Origin of the sequence: Microbacterium sp. NPDC077391 (assembly GCF_040686955.1) — a bacterium.
GTDB classification, from domain to species: Bacteria; Actinomycetota; Actinomycetes; order Actinomycetales; family Microbacteriaceae; genus Microbacterium; species Microbacterium commune.
In genome coordinates, this window is record NZ_JBFBMI010000005.1 from 203045 (window position 1) to 220234 (window position 17190).

At 66.8% G+C, this 17190-nt stretch carries 19 protein-coding genes; 10 read left to right on the forward strand and 9 right to left on the reverse strand.

What is annotated here, in order from left to right:
* From AB0O65_RS13480 to AB0O65_RS13520, 9 genes are all read right to left on the reverse strand, one after another.
* Positions 1-240 carry a zf-TFIIB domain-containing protein gene (locus tag AB0O65_RS13480; protein WP_071644158.1) on the reverse strand — a complete coding sequence of 80 codons (240 nt, stop codon included), beginning with the start codon at positions 238-240 and terminating at the stop codon, positions 1-3.
* On the reverse strand, positions 224-1930 hold the full coding sequence (locus AB0O65_RS13485) for a cytochrome c biogenesis protein ResB (RefSeq protein ID WP_292735324.1): 1707 nt from the start codon (positions 1928-1930) through the stop codon (positions 224-226). The genes AB0O65_RS13480 and AB0O65_RS13485 overlap by 17 nt, the downstream gene beginning before the upstream one ends.
* Positions 1911-2675 carry a cytochrome c biogenesis protein CcdA gene (locus AB0O65_RS13490; RefSeq protein WP_292735321.1) on the reverse strand — a complete coding sequence of 255 codons (765 nt, stop codon included), beginning with the start codon at positions 2673-2675 and terminating at the stop codon, positions 1911-1913. Before AB0O65_RS13490 ends, AB0O65_RS13485 begins: the two co-directional genes overlap by 20 nt.
* Positions 2672-3259, reverse strand: a complete 588-nt coding sequence (locus AB0O65_RS13495; RefSeq protein ID WP_363385832.1) for a TlpA disulfide reductase family protein — start codon at positions 3257-3259, stop codon at positions 2672-2674. The genes AB0O65_RS13490 and AB0O65_RS13495 overlap by 4 nt, the downstream gene beginning before the upstream one ends.
* An 8-nt stretch (positions 3260-3267) precedes the next feature.
* Entirely contained in the window at positions 3268-3603 is a 336-nt protein-coding gene (locus tag AB0O65_RS13500; RefSeq protein WP_071644150.1) for a DUF6804 family protein, read from the reverse strand.
* Positions 3600-4124 (reverse strand): signal peptidase II, encoded by a 525-nt coding sequence (locus AB0O65_RS13505; protein WP_363385836.1) that lies wholly within the window; start codon positions 4122-4124, stop codon positions 3600-3602. The genes AB0O65_RS13500 and AB0O65_RS13505 overlap by 4 nt, the downstream gene beginning before the upstream one ends.
* Positions 4108-5814: a copper resistance protein CopC gene (locus AB0O65_RS13510; protein ID WP_363385839.1), complete on the reverse strand. Its 1707-nt coding sequence runs from the start codon at positions 5812-5814 to the stop codon at positions 4108-4110. Before AB0O65_RS13510 ends, AB0O65_RS13505 begins: the two co-directional genes overlap by 17 nt.
* A 26-nt stretch (positions 5815-5840) precedes the next feature.
* Positions 5841-6548, reverse strand: coding sequence for a thioredoxin domain-containing protein (locus AB0O65_RS13515; RefSeq protein ID WP_363385842.1), 708 nt, complete (start codon positions 6546-6548; stop codon positions 5841-5843).
* Between the two features lie 93 nt (positions 6549-6641).
* Positions 6642-7094, reverse strand: a complete 453-nt coding sequence (locus tag AB0O65_RS13520; RefSeq protein WP_363385845.1) for a hypothetical protein — start codon at positions 7092-7094, stop codon at positions 6642-6644.
* Positions 7095-7551: 457 nt separating this feature from the next.
* Between AB0O65_RS13520 and AB0O65_RS13525 the strand changes: the two genes are divergently transcribed.
* From AB0O65_RS13525 to AB0O65_RS13570, 10 genes are all read left to right on the forward strand, one after another.
* Positions 7552-8202 carry a M23 family metallopeptidase gene (locus AB0O65_RS13525; RefSeq protein WP_256221118.1) on the forward strand — a complete coding sequence of 217 codons (651 nt, stop codon included), beginning with the start codon at positions 7552-7554 and terminating at the stop codon, positions 8200-8202.
* Positions 8203-8640: 438 nt separating this feature from the next.
* On the forward strand, positions 8641-8892 hold the full coding sequence (locus AB0O65_RS13530) for a serine hydrolase domain-containing protein (protein WP_071644135.1): 252 nt from the start codon (positions 8641-8643) through the stop codon (positions 8890-8892).
* Between the two features lie 138 nt (positions 8893-9030).
* Positions 9031-9882, forward strand: a complete 852-nt coding sequence (locus AB0O65_RS13535; protein ID WP_143187215.1) for an AraC family transcriptional regulator — start codon at positions 9031-9033, stop codon at positions 9880-9882.
* Between the two features lie 625 nt (positions 9883-10507).
* On the forward strand, positions 10508-11311 hold the full coding sequence (locus AB0O65_RS13540; RefSeq protein ID WP_363385850.1) for a hypothetical protein: 804 nt from the start codon (positions 10508-10510) through the stop codon (positions 11309-11311).
* Positions 11308-12483: a ParB N-terminal domain-containing protein gene (locus AB0O65_RS13545; protein WP_071644129.1), complete on the forward strand. Its 1176-nt coding sequence runs from the start codon at positions 11308-11310 to the stop codon at positions 12481-12483. Before AB0O65_RS13540 ends, AB0O65_RS13545 begins: the two co-directional genes overlap by 4 nt.
* Before the next feature lie 79 nt (positions 12484-12562).
* Positions 12563-13252 carry a hypothetical protein gene (locus AB0O65_RS13550; protein ID WP_071644127.1) on the forward strand — a complete coding sequence of 230 codons (690 nt, stop codon included), beginning with the start codon at positions 12563-12565 and terminating at the stop codon, positions 13250-13252.
* A 13-nt stretch (positions 13253-13265) separates the two neighbouring features.
* Entirely contained in the window at positions 13266-14885 is a 1620-nt protein-coding gene (locus AB0O65_RS13555; protein WP_363385855.1) for a M23 family metallopeptidase, read from the forward strand.
* A gap of 7 nt (positions 14886-14892) precedes the next feature.
* Positions 14893-15207 (forward strand): DUF6112 family protein, encoded by a 315-nt coding sequence (locus AB0O65_RS13560; RefSeq protein WP_071644125.1) that lies wholly within the window; start codon positions 14893-14895, stop codon positions 15205-15207.
* 207 nt (positions 15208-15414) lie between these two features.
* Positions 15415-15687 (forward strand): DUF6112 family protein, encoded by a 273-nt coding sequence (locus AB0O65_RS13565; protein ID WP_071644218.1) that lies wholly within the window; start codon positions 15415-15417, stop codon positions 15685-15687.
* Positions 15688-15726: 39 nt separating this feature from the next.
* Positions 15727-17190, forward strand: coding sequence for a conjugal transfer protein TrbL (locus tag AB0O65_RS13570; RefSeq protein ID WP_363385858.1), 1464 nt, complete (start codon positions 15727-15729; stop codon positions 17188-17190).

A 17190-nucleotide genomic window follows, 5' to 3' on the forward strand; every position in this document is an offset into this window, starting at 1 on the left:
TCAGAAGTCGAAGAGATCGCCGAGGAAGCCCTCGCGTCGTCTCTTGCCGCCGCGGTCATGCCGGGAGCGGCGATGCTCGTCTTCGGGGTAGTCCGGGGCCTGGTAGCCGGATGAGCGGTCGATGATCTTGTCGAGCTCACCGCGGTCCAGCCACACGCCACGGCATTGCGGGCAGTAGTCGATCTCGACGCCGGAACGGTCGGTGACCAGGAGCGTCGTGCCGTCAACGGGGCAGTTCATCGGTTCTCTCCTTCTCTGGGGATGGGTCGGAGACGCCGGTGAGCGCCTCCGTGTGGGTGTCGGCGATGTCGACGACGGCTTTGCGGAGGGTGGGGTCTTCGCCGCGGGCCAGTCCCGCGTACTCGAGGCGGACGCCCTCGTCGGTCGGGTGGGCTTTGACCCAGACGCGGCGTCGGGGCACGAAGAGCCCGGCGAAGAGGCCGAGCATCGCGAGGATCGAGAAGGCCAGCACCCATCCGGCGGTCGGGTCGCGCTGGATCTGCAGCGACGCGAATCGCTTGACCGGATCCTCGGGCGACGCGATCTCCCAGGTGACGGTGCCCCATCCGTTCGGCAGCTCCGCGGTCTCCCCCGGCGTCAGCTCGATGGAGTCGACTCCGGTCTGACCGCCGGTGTGCTGGGTGAGGCCGTCGGTCTCGAGGGTGTACACCGATCGCGGGGTTCCGTCGTCGATGCCGAGGTCGCCGCTGTACACGTTGAAGGTGAGCAGCGGGTTGACGACGTCGCCGTAGATGGAGGTGTAGGCGCCGGAGTCCAGCACGCCCGCGGTGGGGTAGAAGAACCCGACCAGGCCGACCTGCTCGGGCAGCCCGTCGGGGATCTTGATGATCCCGAGGGAGGTCATGTTCGAGTCCTGCGGGAGGAACGGCTGCGACTCGGTGTACACGAGCTCGCCAGCCGCGTCGCGCACGGTGATCGTGGGGGCGTAGCCGTTGCCGAGCAGGTGGATGCGGTCGCCGGCGACGGAGATGGGATAGTTCACGATCACGCTCTCGGTCCGATCCTCCTCACCGGGGATGCGGACGGTGACGTCGGCGGAGAAGTCCCCTGCCTGCCCGGCCCCCGGCGTGCCCGGCCGCTGATACGTGACCTGGAACTCGTCGAGGGTGAGCGAGTACGGGGCGAGACCGGTCCCGTCGATGAACCGGCCGGCGTCGAACGAGGAGTAGTCGCTGAGGGCGTTGACGAAGGTGGTGCCCTCGACGACGACCCGCTGGCCCGTGTAGGAGAACCCGCCTCCCAGACCGACCGAGACGAGCACGCCGATCAGCGCCGTGTGGAAGACGAGATTGCCGGTCTCGCGCAGGTACCCGCGTTCGGCGGACACGGAGAGCCATCCGCGGCCGTCGTAGCGGTGCACCCGGTAGCCGGCACGGCGCAACTGCCGCTCGGCGACGTCGACGGCCTCTCGCGCCTGGCTCGCGGGGTCGGCGGCCGGGACGGTGCGCTCCTCGTAGTCATCGAGCCGGGACAGCCGCACCGGCGTGCGGGGCGGCTGGGATCGCAGGGCCTTGTAGTGGTGCTTCGTGCGCGGGGTAACGCATCCAATCAGCGAGGCGAACAGCAGCAGGTAGATCGCCGAGAACCACGGCGACAGGTATACGTCGAACAGCCCGATGGCATCCACGATGGGATAGGCCTCGGGGTTGTCACGCTGCCACTGGATCACCCCGTTGGGGTCGGCGCTGCGCTGCGGGAACAGCGATCCGGGCACGGCGGCGACTGCCAGCAGGAGCAACAGCAGCAGAGCGGTGCGCATGCTGGTCAGCTGACGCCACGCCCATCTCGCCCATCCCACGATCCCCAGCGCCGGCTGGGCGATACCGGAATCGTTGCCGTCGGCGTGGTCGTCGGGGCGCAGGGGGTCGACGGGCGCGTCGGTGGCGGTCTCAGAGCGGGAGGGGGACATTGATCACCACCTGCTGGAGGGCGGACATCAGCGCGGTCCACAGCCCGGTCACCATCAGGACGCCGAGGAGCACGAGCACTCCCCCGCCGACGATGTTCAGGGTGCGGATGTGGCGGCGCAGGAACGCGACCGACCGGGACGCCCACCCCCAGCCGAGGGCGAGCACGAGGAAGGGCAGACCGAGCCCGAGCGAATAGGCCAGGCCCAGCAGGCCCGCACGGGCCGGGTCGCCGAGGTTCCAGGAGACCGACAGGATCGCCGCGAGCGTCGGGCCGATGCACGGTGTCCACCCGACGCCGAGCGCGAACCCGAGCAGCGGCGCGCCGAGCAGCCCGGCACGGGACTGCATGCGCGGACGGACGGTGCGCTGCGCGACGCCGAAGAACCCGATGAACACCAGGCCGAGGATGATCACCACGACGCCGAACACACGGGTCAGGACGTTCGCGTACTGCAGCAGCAACAACCCGAACGTTCCGCCCAGGATCGTCACGGTGACGAACACGACGGTGAACCCGGCGATGAAAAGCGTCACTCCCAGCAGCAGCCGCGTGCGCTCCGCCGTCGCCGTGCGGGTCGAGGCGCCCCCGACCGCGGTGGCGCTCGAGGCGCCGCCCAGATATCCGAGGTATCCGGGCACCAGCGGCAGCACGCACGGGGACACGAAGGAGATCAGCCCCGCAAGGACCGCGATGGGGATCGCGACCCACAGCGCCCCGTCGGCGACGAGATCGCCGGGGTTCATGGCAATTCCCCGAGAGCGTCGCGGACGAGGGTCGACAGGATGGATGCGCTCTGCAGCTGCCCGATGATGCGCGCGGCGACCCGCCCCTCCTTGTCGACCACGAGCGTTGTCGGAGTCGCCTGGATCGGGGTGACCTGCGCGAATGCCAGCTTGACCTTGCCGTCGTTGACGTCGATCACGCTGGGGTAGGTGACGTTGTTGTCCCGAGCGAAGGAGAGCGCCGTGGCGGGCTGATCGTAGGTGTTCACTCCGAGGAACGACACGCCCTGGTCCTGGTACTCCTGCCACACCTCCTCGAGCAGCGGCGCTTCGACGATGCACGGCCCGCAGGCGGCGTACCAGAAGTTCACCACCAGCACCTCGCCGCGGTAGTCGTCGCTGGAGACCGTCTCCCCGGTCTCGGTGACCCCCTCGAAGACGACCGGGTCGCCCCGCTCCCCCGCCGCGATCTCCACGACGCGGAAGTCTCCGGCGATGTACCCCTTCTCGTTCCCCTCCTGGTATTGCTGCGCCAGGGAGTCGTTCGCGGAGCATCCCGTCAGGGCGATGACGCCCAGGAGCAGCGCTGTGGCTGCGGCGATCATCCGGCGGATCATGTGCGACGCACCTTGATAATTGCCCCCGCGACCAGGAAGACGATGGCTGCGGCCGGCTGCGCCGCCGCCCAGACGGGCCCGGTGAACGGGAAGGGCGCGACCGGGTTCCACAGCACGAGGACCGCGACGAATACCGGGATCCACCACCATTGGCGCGCCTGTCCCGCGAACCAGGCCACGATCGCCGCGAGGATCGCTGTGACGAACAGCACCACCTGGAACAGGCCGGCCTCGGTCCACAGCGGAGCGGTGAAGAGCACCGCTCCCGCGAGCAGCCCCGGTGCGAGCGCGTTGCGCTGGAAGGTGGACGGCGTGCGTTGTTTCGCGCTCATGCGGCACCTGCTTCCACTCGTGCTGAAGGAGCCAGCTCGACCTTGCGCCGCCGGGTCCAGGTGATGCCGAGAAGGAGGATGACGCCGATGCCGAGCGCGACGTCGGCGAGGTTCCCGATGAACAGGGTCCCGTAGGCGAGGAAGTCGGTGACGTGCCCGACCCCGAAGCCGGGCGGTGAGAACAGCCGGTCGATCAGGTTCCCGAGCGCCCCGCCCAGGATGAACCCGAACGCCACCGCGAGCCCAGCCGTGCGTGCACGGAGCGCGGCGATGATCAGCCAGACCACCGCGCCCGCTCCGACCAGGGTGAGCACTCCGGTGAATCCAGACCCGAGGGAGAGGATCGCACCCGGATTGAACGCGAGCTGGAGACCGAACAGGTCGCCCAGGAGCGGGATCCGCGTCTCCTCGCTCAGCGTCGCGAGTGCGGCCGCCTTCGTGGCCTGATCGATCACGACGATCCCCGCCGCCACAATGGCGGCGACCGCGAGGTGTCTTGGCCGGTTAGGACTCATCGGCATTCTCCTTCTCCTTCTTCTGCTGTGCCGCCCGATCACGCCGGCGCCGATCGCGACCGGCCATGAACATCAGGAGTGCTGCGCTGCCCAGGAGGGCCGCTCCCCCGGCGACGACCAGGATGGGAAGCGCATCGAGATCCGTGCTCGGTTGGCTGTGGATGTCGCCGTAGCCGGACTCGGCGGTCGGCGTCGCGGCCGGCGTCGTGGTCTCCTCCGATGGGGTGGGACTGCTCGTCGGCGTGGGGCTGCTCGTCGGCGTCCCCGTCGTCTCCACCGTGAAGGTGTACTCGTCGCTGATCGGGTGTCCGTCACTGGACACCACCCGCCACCTCACCGTGACCTCTCCGACGACCAGCTGGTCGGACAGGTTCTGCGTGACCGTCGCCTCGAAGACCTCGGGAACGCCGTCGACGAGGCTGCTGCCGTCTTCTGCGATGACCTCGATCGCCGTGGCACCCTCGAGCGTCTGCAGCTCGCCCGTGAAGGTGAGGGAGATCTCCGCCGGGGCGCCAGGTACGGTCGCGGATGCCTCGGGGTAGGTGGAGAGCAGTTCGTCGTGAGCAGCGGCGGGACTCGCCGTGCCGAAAACGGTTCCGCCGATGATCAGCAGAGCAGACAAGCCAGCAGATGCGGCGAAGCCGCGGCCACGCCTATTCGACCTTCGAGAGGTGGAAAGCCTTCTACGGTGGACGGATCTCATGGGTTCTGCTCTCTTCACGGTCGTTCGATGATGTGGCGGGCGATGATCGTGGCATCTCGAAAGACTCCTGCGATGGTGTCCGAGCCCCCCACCGCCGTACTGGGGGATCCCGGCGACGAACAATCCCGGCAGCCCGGTCATCGTCCGCTGGGGAGGAACGGTCCGGGCGTCATCCGGTAGCCAGTCGTCACCAGGGTCGAATCCGGTCGCGAGAATCACGGACCCCGGCGTTGCCACTGTTCCGTCGACGAATGTGACAGCGTTCCTCCCCGCCTTTGCCACTGCAGGGCAGATGCTGACGCCAACTTCACGCAATTGTTTGTAGCTGTCCCCGAACACCGGCTCCGGTCGCGATCCTCGGGCAAAGAGTTGCCTTCGCAGGTACCGCGATGCCGGCTTGTGCCTACGAGCCGTGCGAACAGCCAAGGTCACCGCATGCGACGGTGCGAGTTCACGGGCCAACTCCACACCGCTGTTCCCGCCGCCGACGATGAGCACATCGTTCGTGGGAATCTGCCGCGGATACAGATACTCGCTGCTGTGCAGCACAACTCCAGGCACGTGAAGCTCCGCTGCCCACGCCGGAGTGCACGAATGTGTGGCGGCACCCGTTGCGCACACGACGTTTCGGGTCTGCACCTCACCCTCCGTGGTCGACAGGTGCAAGACCGAGCCGGACCCGCGCCGCTCCAAACCTGTCGCCCGGACACCCCAGAGAGTCTTGACTCCGAGATCGCCCTCGACATCGCTGAGGTATTCGATCATCTCGTCGACACGCGGCCGCCGTCGTTGATCGCCTGGAAAGGGTAGGCCCGGCAGAGCGCTGTGACGGGCATCGCTAAGAAGCACCATCGAGTGCCATCGAGAAGCCCAGCTGCGCAAGCCTGGTGCGGCCTCGCCGATCACGACGAAATCCTGCTGGGGCTGCAGCCCTTTCGCGATCAGGGCGGCCGCCACGGCGAGACCGGCCTGACCGCTGCCGATGACGATCACTCGTCTATGCGACAGTCCTGCCCGCATCACCGATCACCGTTCACCGCTGCTTCGATGGCGTTCTCGAGGTCGTCCAGCTGCTGTAAATCGAGCTGCTCGCCCTCGAGGAAGAACGTCGGCGTGCTGTTGACGCCGAGCTCCTGTCCCGCGTTGAAGTCGAACTCGACTCGTTCCAATGTGGCGGGATCCGCGATGGCGGTGTCGTACGCGGCCATGTCCAGTCCGATCTCCTCAGCGAAACCCCGAAAGAGATCAGCACGGGATTCCTGAGCCTCGCCCCACTCCGCCTGCGTCTCAAACAGTCGGCTGTACATCTCCTCCAGCCGATCCTGCTGGGCAGCAGCCTCCGCGGCCAACGCCGCGTTCTGTGAGTTGAAATGTCCGGGAAGCGGGAAGTACCGCACCACGTAGGTGATCTCTCCCGCGAATCTCTCACGAAGATCCTCGACGATCGGATAGAACATCCCGCAGGCCTCGCACTCGAAATCGAGGAACTCCACGACCTCGACAGCACCCTCCCCACCGTCGTCGAGGATGTGCGAACTAGCGTCAACAACCGCGGGGGGCGGGACTGTCTGCCCGTCCGGTACCTCGGCTGAAGGGGCGGTCGGGCCTTGGCTGTTGATCACCACATAGATGATCGCTGCCACGACAAGGGCGGCGACGATCCCTGCGCTGATCAGGATCGGCCGCCAGTTGAAAGCGGGGTCGCGCGGCTTTCCAGAAGGGTTCATCAATTACTCCAAACAAGAACAATCGGCATGGAACAGGCACCGGGAGGGTATCCGGGTGCGAAGTGCCGTCCGCACGAGACGGCATGCCAAATATCAGGTTCGGGAAAGACCCAACTGTGTCAGCGACAGTGCCCCGGTCCGGGCAACGATGATGCGCACCGGGACGAGCCAGAGTGCCATCCATCGAGGGACGAGATATGCGACCCCCCGACGGCGCGAAACCATCCGAGCAAAGATCACGAAGACGAGCCCGCACAACATGCCGAGGGCGCACAGCGCTGCCCCGACGAGGACCCCCGCCGTCGAGGCATCGGCGGCTGCCATATGCTCGTCGACGGTACTCCCGGGCTCTCCCGAAGCAAGGTGCGGATCGAGGAGTGTGCTCGCCACGAGCAGTGAAGACGAAGCCTCCTCGCTCTCGGAATGCGATGCACCCGCTGCCCCCAGAAGCAGGAGGAGAGCCAAGCCGACTGCCGTAATGATCCTCGTTATCAGAAGCTGCTCACTGAGCACCCTTAAGGGTTGCACTTGAGCCGAGGAGATCATCTCTCCAAGGGTACCGTGCCAACCTTCTGAGTCTCCTCCATGTACGCGGATCCAGCTCTCTAAGCAGATGCTGTGAAAGCGCATCTCAATTTGACCTAAGCGAATCGGACTATCTACCGTTACAGATCAGTAACGATCGGGTCTGCGATCGAGATAAGTATTCTGCTCCACCGGAAGGATCACGATCATTTCTGGGTTACCCGAGCGCGCATCCGAAAAGGCGACGACGACGTCGACAGACCCCGGGTTCCCCGATCGCCCCCTCCTTCGTCGCGATCTCCGCGGCCAAGGCCGCCCGGTGTCACAGGAAGCTCCGACGACCCGCCAGGCCCCCGTCATCCCGCGGCACGGAACTGAAGCCCCCGTACAGGCAGTGTCTGCGACACCTCCCCACCGCCCGCGCGCCCGGAGCTCGTGGGCTCGAGCGAAGGCACTCGGAGCCGTCCTCGCCGTCAGCGTGTTGATCACCGGCGCCGCCCTTCCGGGAATATCCGACGCAGAACCGGAGCAGGTCGAGGCCGCGGCCACCGTTGACGCACAGTCCTACACCGCAGGAGAAGACATCCGGGTCGAGGTCTTCCCTCGCGGGGACTTCTCCGCAACGACAGAGAAGGAGATCGCCGCGTCGCGCGCGAAGGCAACCGCTGCCGCCGTCGCATCTGGCCGGCCCCTCTCGACAGCTGTGAACCTGCCAACAGCTCAACAGGTTCTCATGCCGTTACCCTCCGGAACCTACTCGGTCAGCGACGGGTTCGGTGCCTCTCGTCCGGGTCGCTCGCACATGGGTCAAGATCTCGCGGCGTCAGTCGGGACGCCCATCTATGCGGCTGTCGAAGGCTGTGTTTCGCTCTCAACCGAGAGCAACAGTGGCTACGGCGTGAGCATTCAGGTCGAGAGCCTGTTCAACGGAGAGACAGTCAGCACCCTCTACTCACATCTGAACAGTGGGACCCGCGCGGTAGAAGTCGGGGACTGCGTCGCTCCCGGCCAGTATCTCGGCGACGTCGGCTCCACCGGCTACGTCTTCGGATCCTGCCTGCATTTCGAGGTCGACATCAACGGTCGCCCCATCGATCCCATGCCGTGGCTCAGGAAGAACGTGCAGTGAGATCAGTTCAGCTCCGGAAAAGGGGCTGAACAATTATCGACCTACTGAGGCCGAACAGCGCGCCGACGCCCGTGGGGAGAAAGGATGGTCCGCCCGGGGCATCCCTCCTCAGCGGCCGCAGCACACTACTGGGCCACTCCCCATCTCGTACACTCGCGGCGTGGGCTATGTCGGTGAGCCCGAAGCCAACGTCTCGCAGAACCCAGGGCAGTGCACAGCAGGATGCGGGACACTATCGGGATATGGAACGCTTCTGGTGCCGCAATTCAGGTGGTGGCCTTCATGTTTTCTCGGCTGGGACGACCCCGCGAAGGAGAATACCGTCTGGGACTACTGCCTCACCGTGCTGCGCCCCTATCTGAACTGACCAAACATACCCCACCTGAGCAGACGTATCAACGGGCAACTCTTCATCGCCCAACAGAAAGTGAGCACGCCATGACCAGAGAACGTACCGCGACCGATTCATTCGCTGACATCAGAGAACTGTTCGAGAGCAAGCTCGACAGCAACCAAGAGCTGGGCGCGTCGATCGCGCTCGATATCGACGGCCAGCGGGTTTTCGGTTTCTGGCGCGGCTACCGCAATCCCGAGCGGACCAACCCCTGGACTCGCGACACCATCATGAACGCCTTCTCGACTACCGAGCTCGCCACTGCCCTGACAGTGCTCGCGCTCACCGACCGCTGACAGCGCGCCGTGCGCCGCTTCGCGGCTACGCGAGAGGACTCATTCGAGGCCAGGCATGACCTGCCGCTCCCTCCGCCGCTCGGGGTCACGCTCTCCTACCCAGCGATCCAGATACCAGGTGACATCGCGGCCATCGAGATGGTGCGCACGATCCCGTCAAGCCGTACCGTTTTCCGGCATGTGAAGGTGATCAATGTCGTCGAGGGCTCTTGCGCCTTCGAGACCGCAGAGAGCATGCACATCCTGCGCCCGGGCATGTCGCTGGCACTCGGCACCGGCAAGTGGTGCCGTGTTTGGCCAGCACCCACAGCACGCATCTGGGCCATCTACGCCGACGAACAGTTCTGGCGCACACAGATGGCATGGTTTCTCCCCGATGCGGATCGAGTGCTCCGAGGAGTGCACCCCCTCGAGTGGGACGGTCGCGCGATTGTCCTTGCACCGGGCGTCGCCGCACTGCAACAGGCCGAACCGCTATGGCGACAGATGAGCGCCATACGCAGCAAAGCCGAATCACCCGAAGTCGTCGCAACTCACACTCTCGAGCTTCTCGCACGGTGGATGAGGCTGGTGCTGCCGACCTTCTTGAATGCGGCGCCAGCCACTCCCCCAGCCCCGTGGACGCCCATTAGTGGACGACTGACCGACACTGGATCTATCGGCTACATCGGTCGGGCAATCCAGTTGCTCCGCGGGCGCATCGCAGAACCGTGGACTATTGCGGCACTCTCACGAGAACTCTCGCTTTCACGAACCCACCTCACCCGCTTGTTCGTACAGCACGCCGGTGCCGCACCGATGCGCCTGCTCACTGAACTCCGGCTCACCGAGTTCACACGGCTCATAGAAGAAACAGATCTTTCAGTGATGCGTGCCGCGAACGATGTTGGATGGAACGATCCGCGCGTCGCGTCCCACTGGTTTCGTCGTCGCTACGGCACCACGCCCACGCAGTACCGGCGCACGCCACACACGGTTGCTGAGGATTGACAAGGCCACGTTATCCCAGTCAACCGCACGGAGCTCGATCCGACGTCGTTGTCCCAACGAACTTGCTCATCAGATTCTCGGAAACTACTGTTGGCTGGCCACCTCGGCGTCTCTTACCGCTACTCGCCGCATGAACCGTGATTCTCGACGAAGGGCTCACGTTCGTCATGTGCATCTCGACGGATGCGCCGCAGGCCAGTAGACCGAAGCAGACACGTCGGGTTCGTTGTGGAGCCTGACGGTCGGCACTCCGTCCGCCATCCGTCCTCGCTCCGCTGATCTTCCCGGTGCACCACATGGTCGCAAGGCCGTCCGCATCTTGTGGGAGCCCTGGGAAGGAGTAGCGCATGGCTATAGAGGCGATACGGGACGACGCTCGCAAGACCGGCCACGGGTTCGCGAAGGTCATGACCAACTTACGCCAGCGGCAGTCGGCCAAAGCTGTAGGCCGCGAGTTCGCTGCGGCATGTCCACTGGCGGAGGTGGTGATGGTCGAGCGTGAGCGAAGAGCAACACTCATGGCAGACCCGTCGCCCGAGTGCAAAGGATCGATTCCGTGCCGCGAAGAGAATCTGGGGTCGCGGTCACACACCTATTGGTCACCTCGTCCTAAGGAGTTGACCTCATGAGAGAGCCTTCATCTGAACCGCTTCCCGACTTCACCACCGGCGAAGGACTCCGCGTCCTGCTGGAGCAGCTCACCGCCGAGCAGCTCTGGCGCACGCACCCCGCCGCCCGCGCGTTGATGCAGTATGCGCAGGAGAAGTACCTTCCGCTGGCACGGTCCTGGCACCGTGACCCCGCCGATGCCGCGTATGAGGCGTTCATGGCGATGCGGACGCCAGCGATCCGCCGTGCCGCGGACCCGTGGGCCGCGATCACTCGCGCGGTGGAGCTTGGCATCGCCGCCGAGGTGCACGCCGAACGTCTCCTCACCTCAACCGACAAGGCCCGCAGGCCCGATCAGCGTCCCGACGAGTACCCGATGCGGGCCGGCCACTACGAGACGTTCTTTTACCACGTGCTCGCCGCCGCAACCCCGCCTGCCTCACCGACCGTGGCTGTGGAGAGGGTGGTGCGATCCGCGTCCGTCTTCCTGGTGACCACCGGCTGGTATCCCCGCACCATCGAGACCGCGGTGGAATACATCTGCCACCGCCTCACGACTCTGGCGAGCGCCCAGTCCGCGATCGACGTGCTCCGCAAAGACGACGCGATGCGGCAACGACTCGGGTTCTCCGCCCGCGACTGGAACGGGCTGCTGCGTTTGCTACTCGGGCCGCGGTCAAAGAAAGAAGCCACCGGCGCCGACCCCGCACGGCTGGGGATCTTCGCGCGGCTGCTGCTCGGCGACCGCACCGAAGACCTCCTCGCGGATCACCAACTCGCCGCCATCTCCCGCAAGTTCACGCGAGGGACCGCAGCATGAACACCACGGCGTCCGCGAGCGAGCAAACCGTAGCCCAGTTCCCCATCGAGAGCCTCGTCCTGGGTCGCTCCTACCGGCGTGAGCTCGGTGACCTGACCGACCTGACCACGTCGATCCAAACGCTCGGGTTGCTGTGCCCGATCGTGATCACCTCCGACGGGGTCCTCATCTCCGGCAGGCGCCGCCTGGAAGTGATGCGGCAGCTTGGGCACGCGACCGTCCCGGTGTGGATCGCGTCTGAGGTGTCGGACAAGCTGCGGACGCTGCTGGCGATCCAGGACGACAACCTTCTGCACAAGCACTTCACCACCACGGAGAAGGCAGCCCTGTACGCGGAGTACAAGACGCTCCTCACCGAGGAGAACGCCCGCCGTCAGGCCGCGACCCGGTTCGGCGCCGCCGCCCTCCCGGGCTCGGACGACGGCGAGGCCGATGACACCGACCCGGATGAACGAGAAGCGATGATCGTCGCGACCTATCAGGGCAGCGGCAGCGGCCGTTGGGATTCACAACCGCCGTCGAAACGGAAGTCCCGTGTGCAGGCCGCGACCGCGGTGACCGGTCGGGACTCTTCCCAACAGCTCGAGCAGGTCCTCGCGCTGGAAAGGCTGGCAACCAACGAGGACGAAGACGAACGGGTCCGGCGAGCAGCAGCCGAAGCGGTCGTGGAGATCAACGGCGACGCGAAGGTCCACGGCCGTTACCACGAGGTCATCGCCCTGCGCGGGGTGTGCTGGCTGGAGAAGACCGCAGTGAACGAGACCGCCACCGCCGCCGTCCGGGAAGCCGCCGACGACGAACTCCGCGCGGTGCGACAGATCGACCGGCCGGTAGAACGATCCCGGGCGGTCGCAGCCGCCATCGCCCGCGTCCGCAAGCTCGCCCTCACCCCGACTTCCGCTGCGACAACCGCGGAGAGCGGCGAGTCGGGCGCGGAGGACGACGGGATGTCCGCTGACGGGGTACGGGGCCGCTACCACGCCCGCCGACTGGTCGACATCCTCGCAAAGGCCGAGGGGTGGTGGGAGATCAACGACGCCGCCCTCGTCGGCCAGTACGCCACCGACGAGCAGTGGGACGCGATCACTCGCCACCGTGACCAGGCGAACGCGTTCCTCGACACCGCCGCCCACGCACGGGGCGCCACCAGCGGGGCGGGCGTCCTGCCGTGAAGTGACCGGTGGGGTCAGGCGTCCGCACCTGCATGGCACACACCGTTGACCGTTCTGCTGTGAAAGGACGTCCCTTGCCATGTCGACTGATTTCTCCGATGCGGCCCCGCGTAAGCGGGGCCGCGCCCTGTTGATCGCCGGTATCTCCGGAACGGTCATCCTCGTCGTCCTAGTGGGGCTGGGTGTGTACGGGCTGATCGCCCGCCCCCACGAGAACACCCCCGCCCCGGTGCCGACTACCTCTGAGCAGCGGCCAACTGCCCCGGCGCCGTCCGGACCGCCCGATCTGACGCCGCTGCCGCGGACGAACGATCCGATCCGGTACGCACGCGCCGTCGCCGAGGCTCTCTTCACCTGGGACACCGCCTCCGGGCTCGGTCCCGCCGACTACGGGCAGGTGGTGCTCTCCGACGCCGACCCCACCGGAACCGAGACCCCCGGTCTCGCCTCGGACATCGCCGGCTACTACCCGGCGTCAGACGCCTGGCGGCAGCTCACCGGGCACGCCACCACCCAGCGCCTCACCATCGCGGATGCGGTCGTGCCCGATGCCTGGGCCGACGCGGTCGCGCAGGACCGGTCCGGCACGCTCGTGGAGGGGATGATCGCGGTCACCATCGACGGCGCCCGGCACCGCACCGGCACCGTCTCCGGGCAGGAAGCGACCAGCGAACACCCGGTGTCGTTCACCGTGTTCCTCGCGTGCGAGCCCGCGTTCGAGTCGTGCCACACGCTGCGCCTGTCCAAGCTCGACAACCCGCTGCGCTGATCGGGACGCCGTCGTGCTGAAGAAGATCCTTGCCGCGCTGGCGTTCCTCGTCCTGTGCGTGGGACCGGCGACCGCGCTGGTCGGGGTCGGGGTGCTGATGAATCCCGCCGCGAACGCAACCTGCGGTCCCGGGTCGTCGATGACTGTGGGGCCGATCCCGGACGAGCTGGAAGTGACCACGCGGGACGGTGAGACATTTGCGCTGAACAAGAAGCAGCTCACTCACGCCGCCACGATCATCACCGTCGGCGGGCAGACCGACGGCGTCGATGCCCGCGGGGCCACGATCGCCCTCATGGCGGCGCTGACCGAATCGACGCTGCGGCAGCTGGCGAACACCGGCACCTACCCGGAGTCGGGGAGCTATCCCAACGACGGCAACAGGTCCGACCACGACTCGCTCGGCTTATTTCAGATGCGCCCGCAGGCCGGGTGGGGAACCGTCGCCGAGCTGATGGACACCACCTACCAGGCCAGAGCGTTCTACGGCGGGCCTTCGGGTCCGAACTTCCCCTCCCCACGAGGCATGCTCGACATCCCGGGCTGGGAAACGATGGACATGGGCGAGGTCGCGCAGGCCGTCGAGGTCAGCGCGTTCCCGGAGCGGTATCAGAACTACCAGCCCGTCGCCGAAGCGATCCTCGATGCCCTCACCGTGCCCGCTCCCTCCGGCACTGGCGGCGGCACGGGGTCGGTGCCGGAGACCACCCGCATCATTTTCCCGCTGCCTGAGGGGACGTGGACGAAGACCAGCGACTGGGGGTATCGGTCTGACCCGTTCACCGGGGAGACCACCTACCACGCCGGCACCGACTACGCCGCCGCCGACGGCACCCCGATCTACGCGGCCGCCGACGGGCGGGTCGTGTGGGCCGAGTTCAACGGCGGCTACGGCGGCCTCATCATCATCGAGCACACCGTGCAGGGCGAAGCCGTCCGCTCCGTGTACGCGCATATGTGGGAACGCGGCATCCACGTGCAAGAAGGACAGACTGTTACCGCTGGCACTCACATCGGCGACGTCGGCTCCTCGGGCCGCTCCACCGGCGCAAACCTGCATTTCGAGATCCGGCCCGGCTCCACCGGCACCGAGTCGATCGACGCCGACCAGTGGCTCGCCGACCACGGCGCCACCGAACCCGACGGCACCAGCACCCCCGGGCCCGGCTGCGCACCTGGCGGGGCCGGGGCGGACGCGGCGGAGTTCACCGGGGACGGCGGGAAGTTGGTCGATGACCCGACCGGCACCGGCGGGCAGGTCACCGCCCGCACCGCGCATATGGTCGTCCAGACCCGCAACGCGTTCCCCGGCACCGGGTGGGCGTGTTACTCGCCACGTCCCGGGACACGGTCGGATCATCCGCTCGGGCGGGCCTGCGATGTCACCGTCGGCAATCAGATCGGTCACTACCCGAGCGCGGAGCAGGTCGACTACGGGTGGCGACTGACCGACTGGCTCGAGACGAACGCTGAGACCCTCGGGATCAGTTACCTCATCTGGCAAGGACAGATCTGGTCGACTGCTCGCGCAGACGAGGGGTGGCAGCCGTACGGCGACGGTGGGATGCACGACCCGGGGAACGTCACCGGAGGGCACTTCGACCACATCCACATCTCCGTGAAAGAAGGGTGACCCGCCGATGACGTTTTCCTTCTCCCGGCTGCAACCGGCCGGATTCCTGGTCTCGGGGAATGTGTTCCCCGACTTCGGCGCCGTGGGCGGCTCCAACGAGCTGGAGAGCATCATCGGCGCGCTGTTGACGATCGTGCTGATCCTGTCGGTGTTGATGATCGTGGTGAGCGCGGTGATCTGGGCGATCGGCTCCGCGAACGGGCACCACCAGGTCGCCACGAAAGCACGCATCGGCGTGTGGACGGCGCTCGGCGCGGCAGCTCTCGCCGGCGCCGGGATCGCGTGGATGAACTGGCTGATCGCTCTCGGCGGGCAACTCTAGCCCGGACGCGACGAACCGGCGGGGGCGGTGGAGGCGACGGGGCTCCACCGCCCCCGCTTCCTGCGCCGTGGGGTGCGGGGAGCGCACCTGTGCGATACCCGGCCGATGCCGGCCGGGTATCCCCGCTTGGTTCATGAAGGAGCACCCGTGTCCGCCATTCTCGATCTCACCACCACCGTCCTGCCTCACCTGGCCGCGCTCGTCCCGATGCAGGTCGATATCGACCCCAACAGCTCGGGGCTGCCCGGCATCGCCCAGCTGCGCACCATCGTCGGCGCCGTGATGACGGTCGGCCTGATCCTCAGCGTCCTGGCGTTGATCATCTCGGCGATCATCTGGGGCTTCGGCGCGAACAGCAGCAACCCGCATCTGGCCGGGCGGGGAAAGATCGGCGTCCTCGTCTCCTGCGGGGCCGCGATCATCTGCGGCGCGAGCGTCACCCTCATCAACTTCTTCTGGAACGTCGGCCAGGCCGTCTGAGTAGGCCCGCTCACCGGTCCCGGAAGGAGGAACACCGTCATGGCACTGTGCGACGTCCCGGTCATCTCCAACGTCTGCGACGCCGTCGGAGAAGGGGCCGCGACGCTCGTCGCGGCCCCTTTCGACTGGCTCGCCCAAGCAATGGGACAAGCCGCCGCCTGGCTGTTCGAAGGCGTCTGGTACGTCTTCGACACCACCACGCTCGTCGACGTCCAGTCCCCGGAGTACGTCGGCGTCTACAACATCCTCTTCGGCGTCGCCGTGCTGATCATGCTCGTGTTCTTCTGCCTGCAACTGATCACCGGCCTCATCCGCCGAGACCCCACCGCCCTCTCTCGGGCGGCGCTCGGACTCGGCAAGAGCGTGCTCGGGTCGTTCCTCATCATCACGCTCACCGCGACGCTGCTGGAGATCACCGACCAGCTGACGATCGGCATCATCCAAGCCACCGGCAACTCGATGGAAGCGATGGGCGACAAGATCGCCCTGCTCGCCGCGGGACTCACCGCGATCAACCTCACAGCCCCCGGTGTCGGCGCGATCATCACCATCTTCTTCGCCGGCCTCGCGATCACCGCCGCGGCGATCGTGTGGTTCTCACTCCTGATCCGCAAAGCGCTGCTGCTCGTCGCTATCGTGCTAGGACCGATCGCGATCAGCGGCGCGAGCTGGGACGTCACCCGCGGCTGGTTCGGGAAATGGGTGTCGTTCGTGATCGCCCTGATTCTGTCCAAGCTCGTCCTCGTCGTGGTGTTCCTCGTCGCGATCACCCAGGTCTCCCAGCCGATCGACTTCGACCTGGCATCCATCGCCGACCCCATCGCCGGGATCGTGCTCATGTTCGTCGCCGCATTCGCGCCCTACATGGTCTACAAGTTCATCTCATTCATCGGATTTGACATGTACCACGCGATGAGCGCGGAGCAAGAGGCCAAGCAGTCCATGAACCGGCCCGTTCCCACTCCGTCCAAGCCCGCTGGCGACGGCCCACAGAAAGTCCTCGACGGGAAAGGTCAAGGCGATGGCCCACCGCCCGGCAGCGGGGGTGGTGGAGGCGGCGGCACGCCGCCCCCGCCCCCGGACGGCGGGAGCGGTGCGACCGCTGGTACCGGTGGAGCCGGAGTCGGCGCTGCGGCTGGTGGCGGCGCAGCCGGTGGTGCTGCCGGTGGTAGCGGGGCTGCTGGGGGTGGCGGTGCTGCTGCGGGAGGTGCGGCTGCAGCAGCACCCGCCGCAGTCGCGGTCGTCGCAGCGGCAGCCGTCAAGGAAGCCGCCACCGCCGGCCCCAAGCTCGGCGGTGCGATCGGCGGTGCCGCAGAGGACCAGGCATCAGCGGCCGGCCAGGACAGCGCCCCGCCTCCGTCCGGGAACGCACCCCCGCCGTCTGACCCATCGGCACCGCAGGGCCCGCCGTCCAGCACACCGCCGGCATCGTCTGGCCCGTCATCGACGCCACCGCCGAAGGACCCGCCGCCACCGAACACGGCGCCCGAAAGGAAGGAGTAA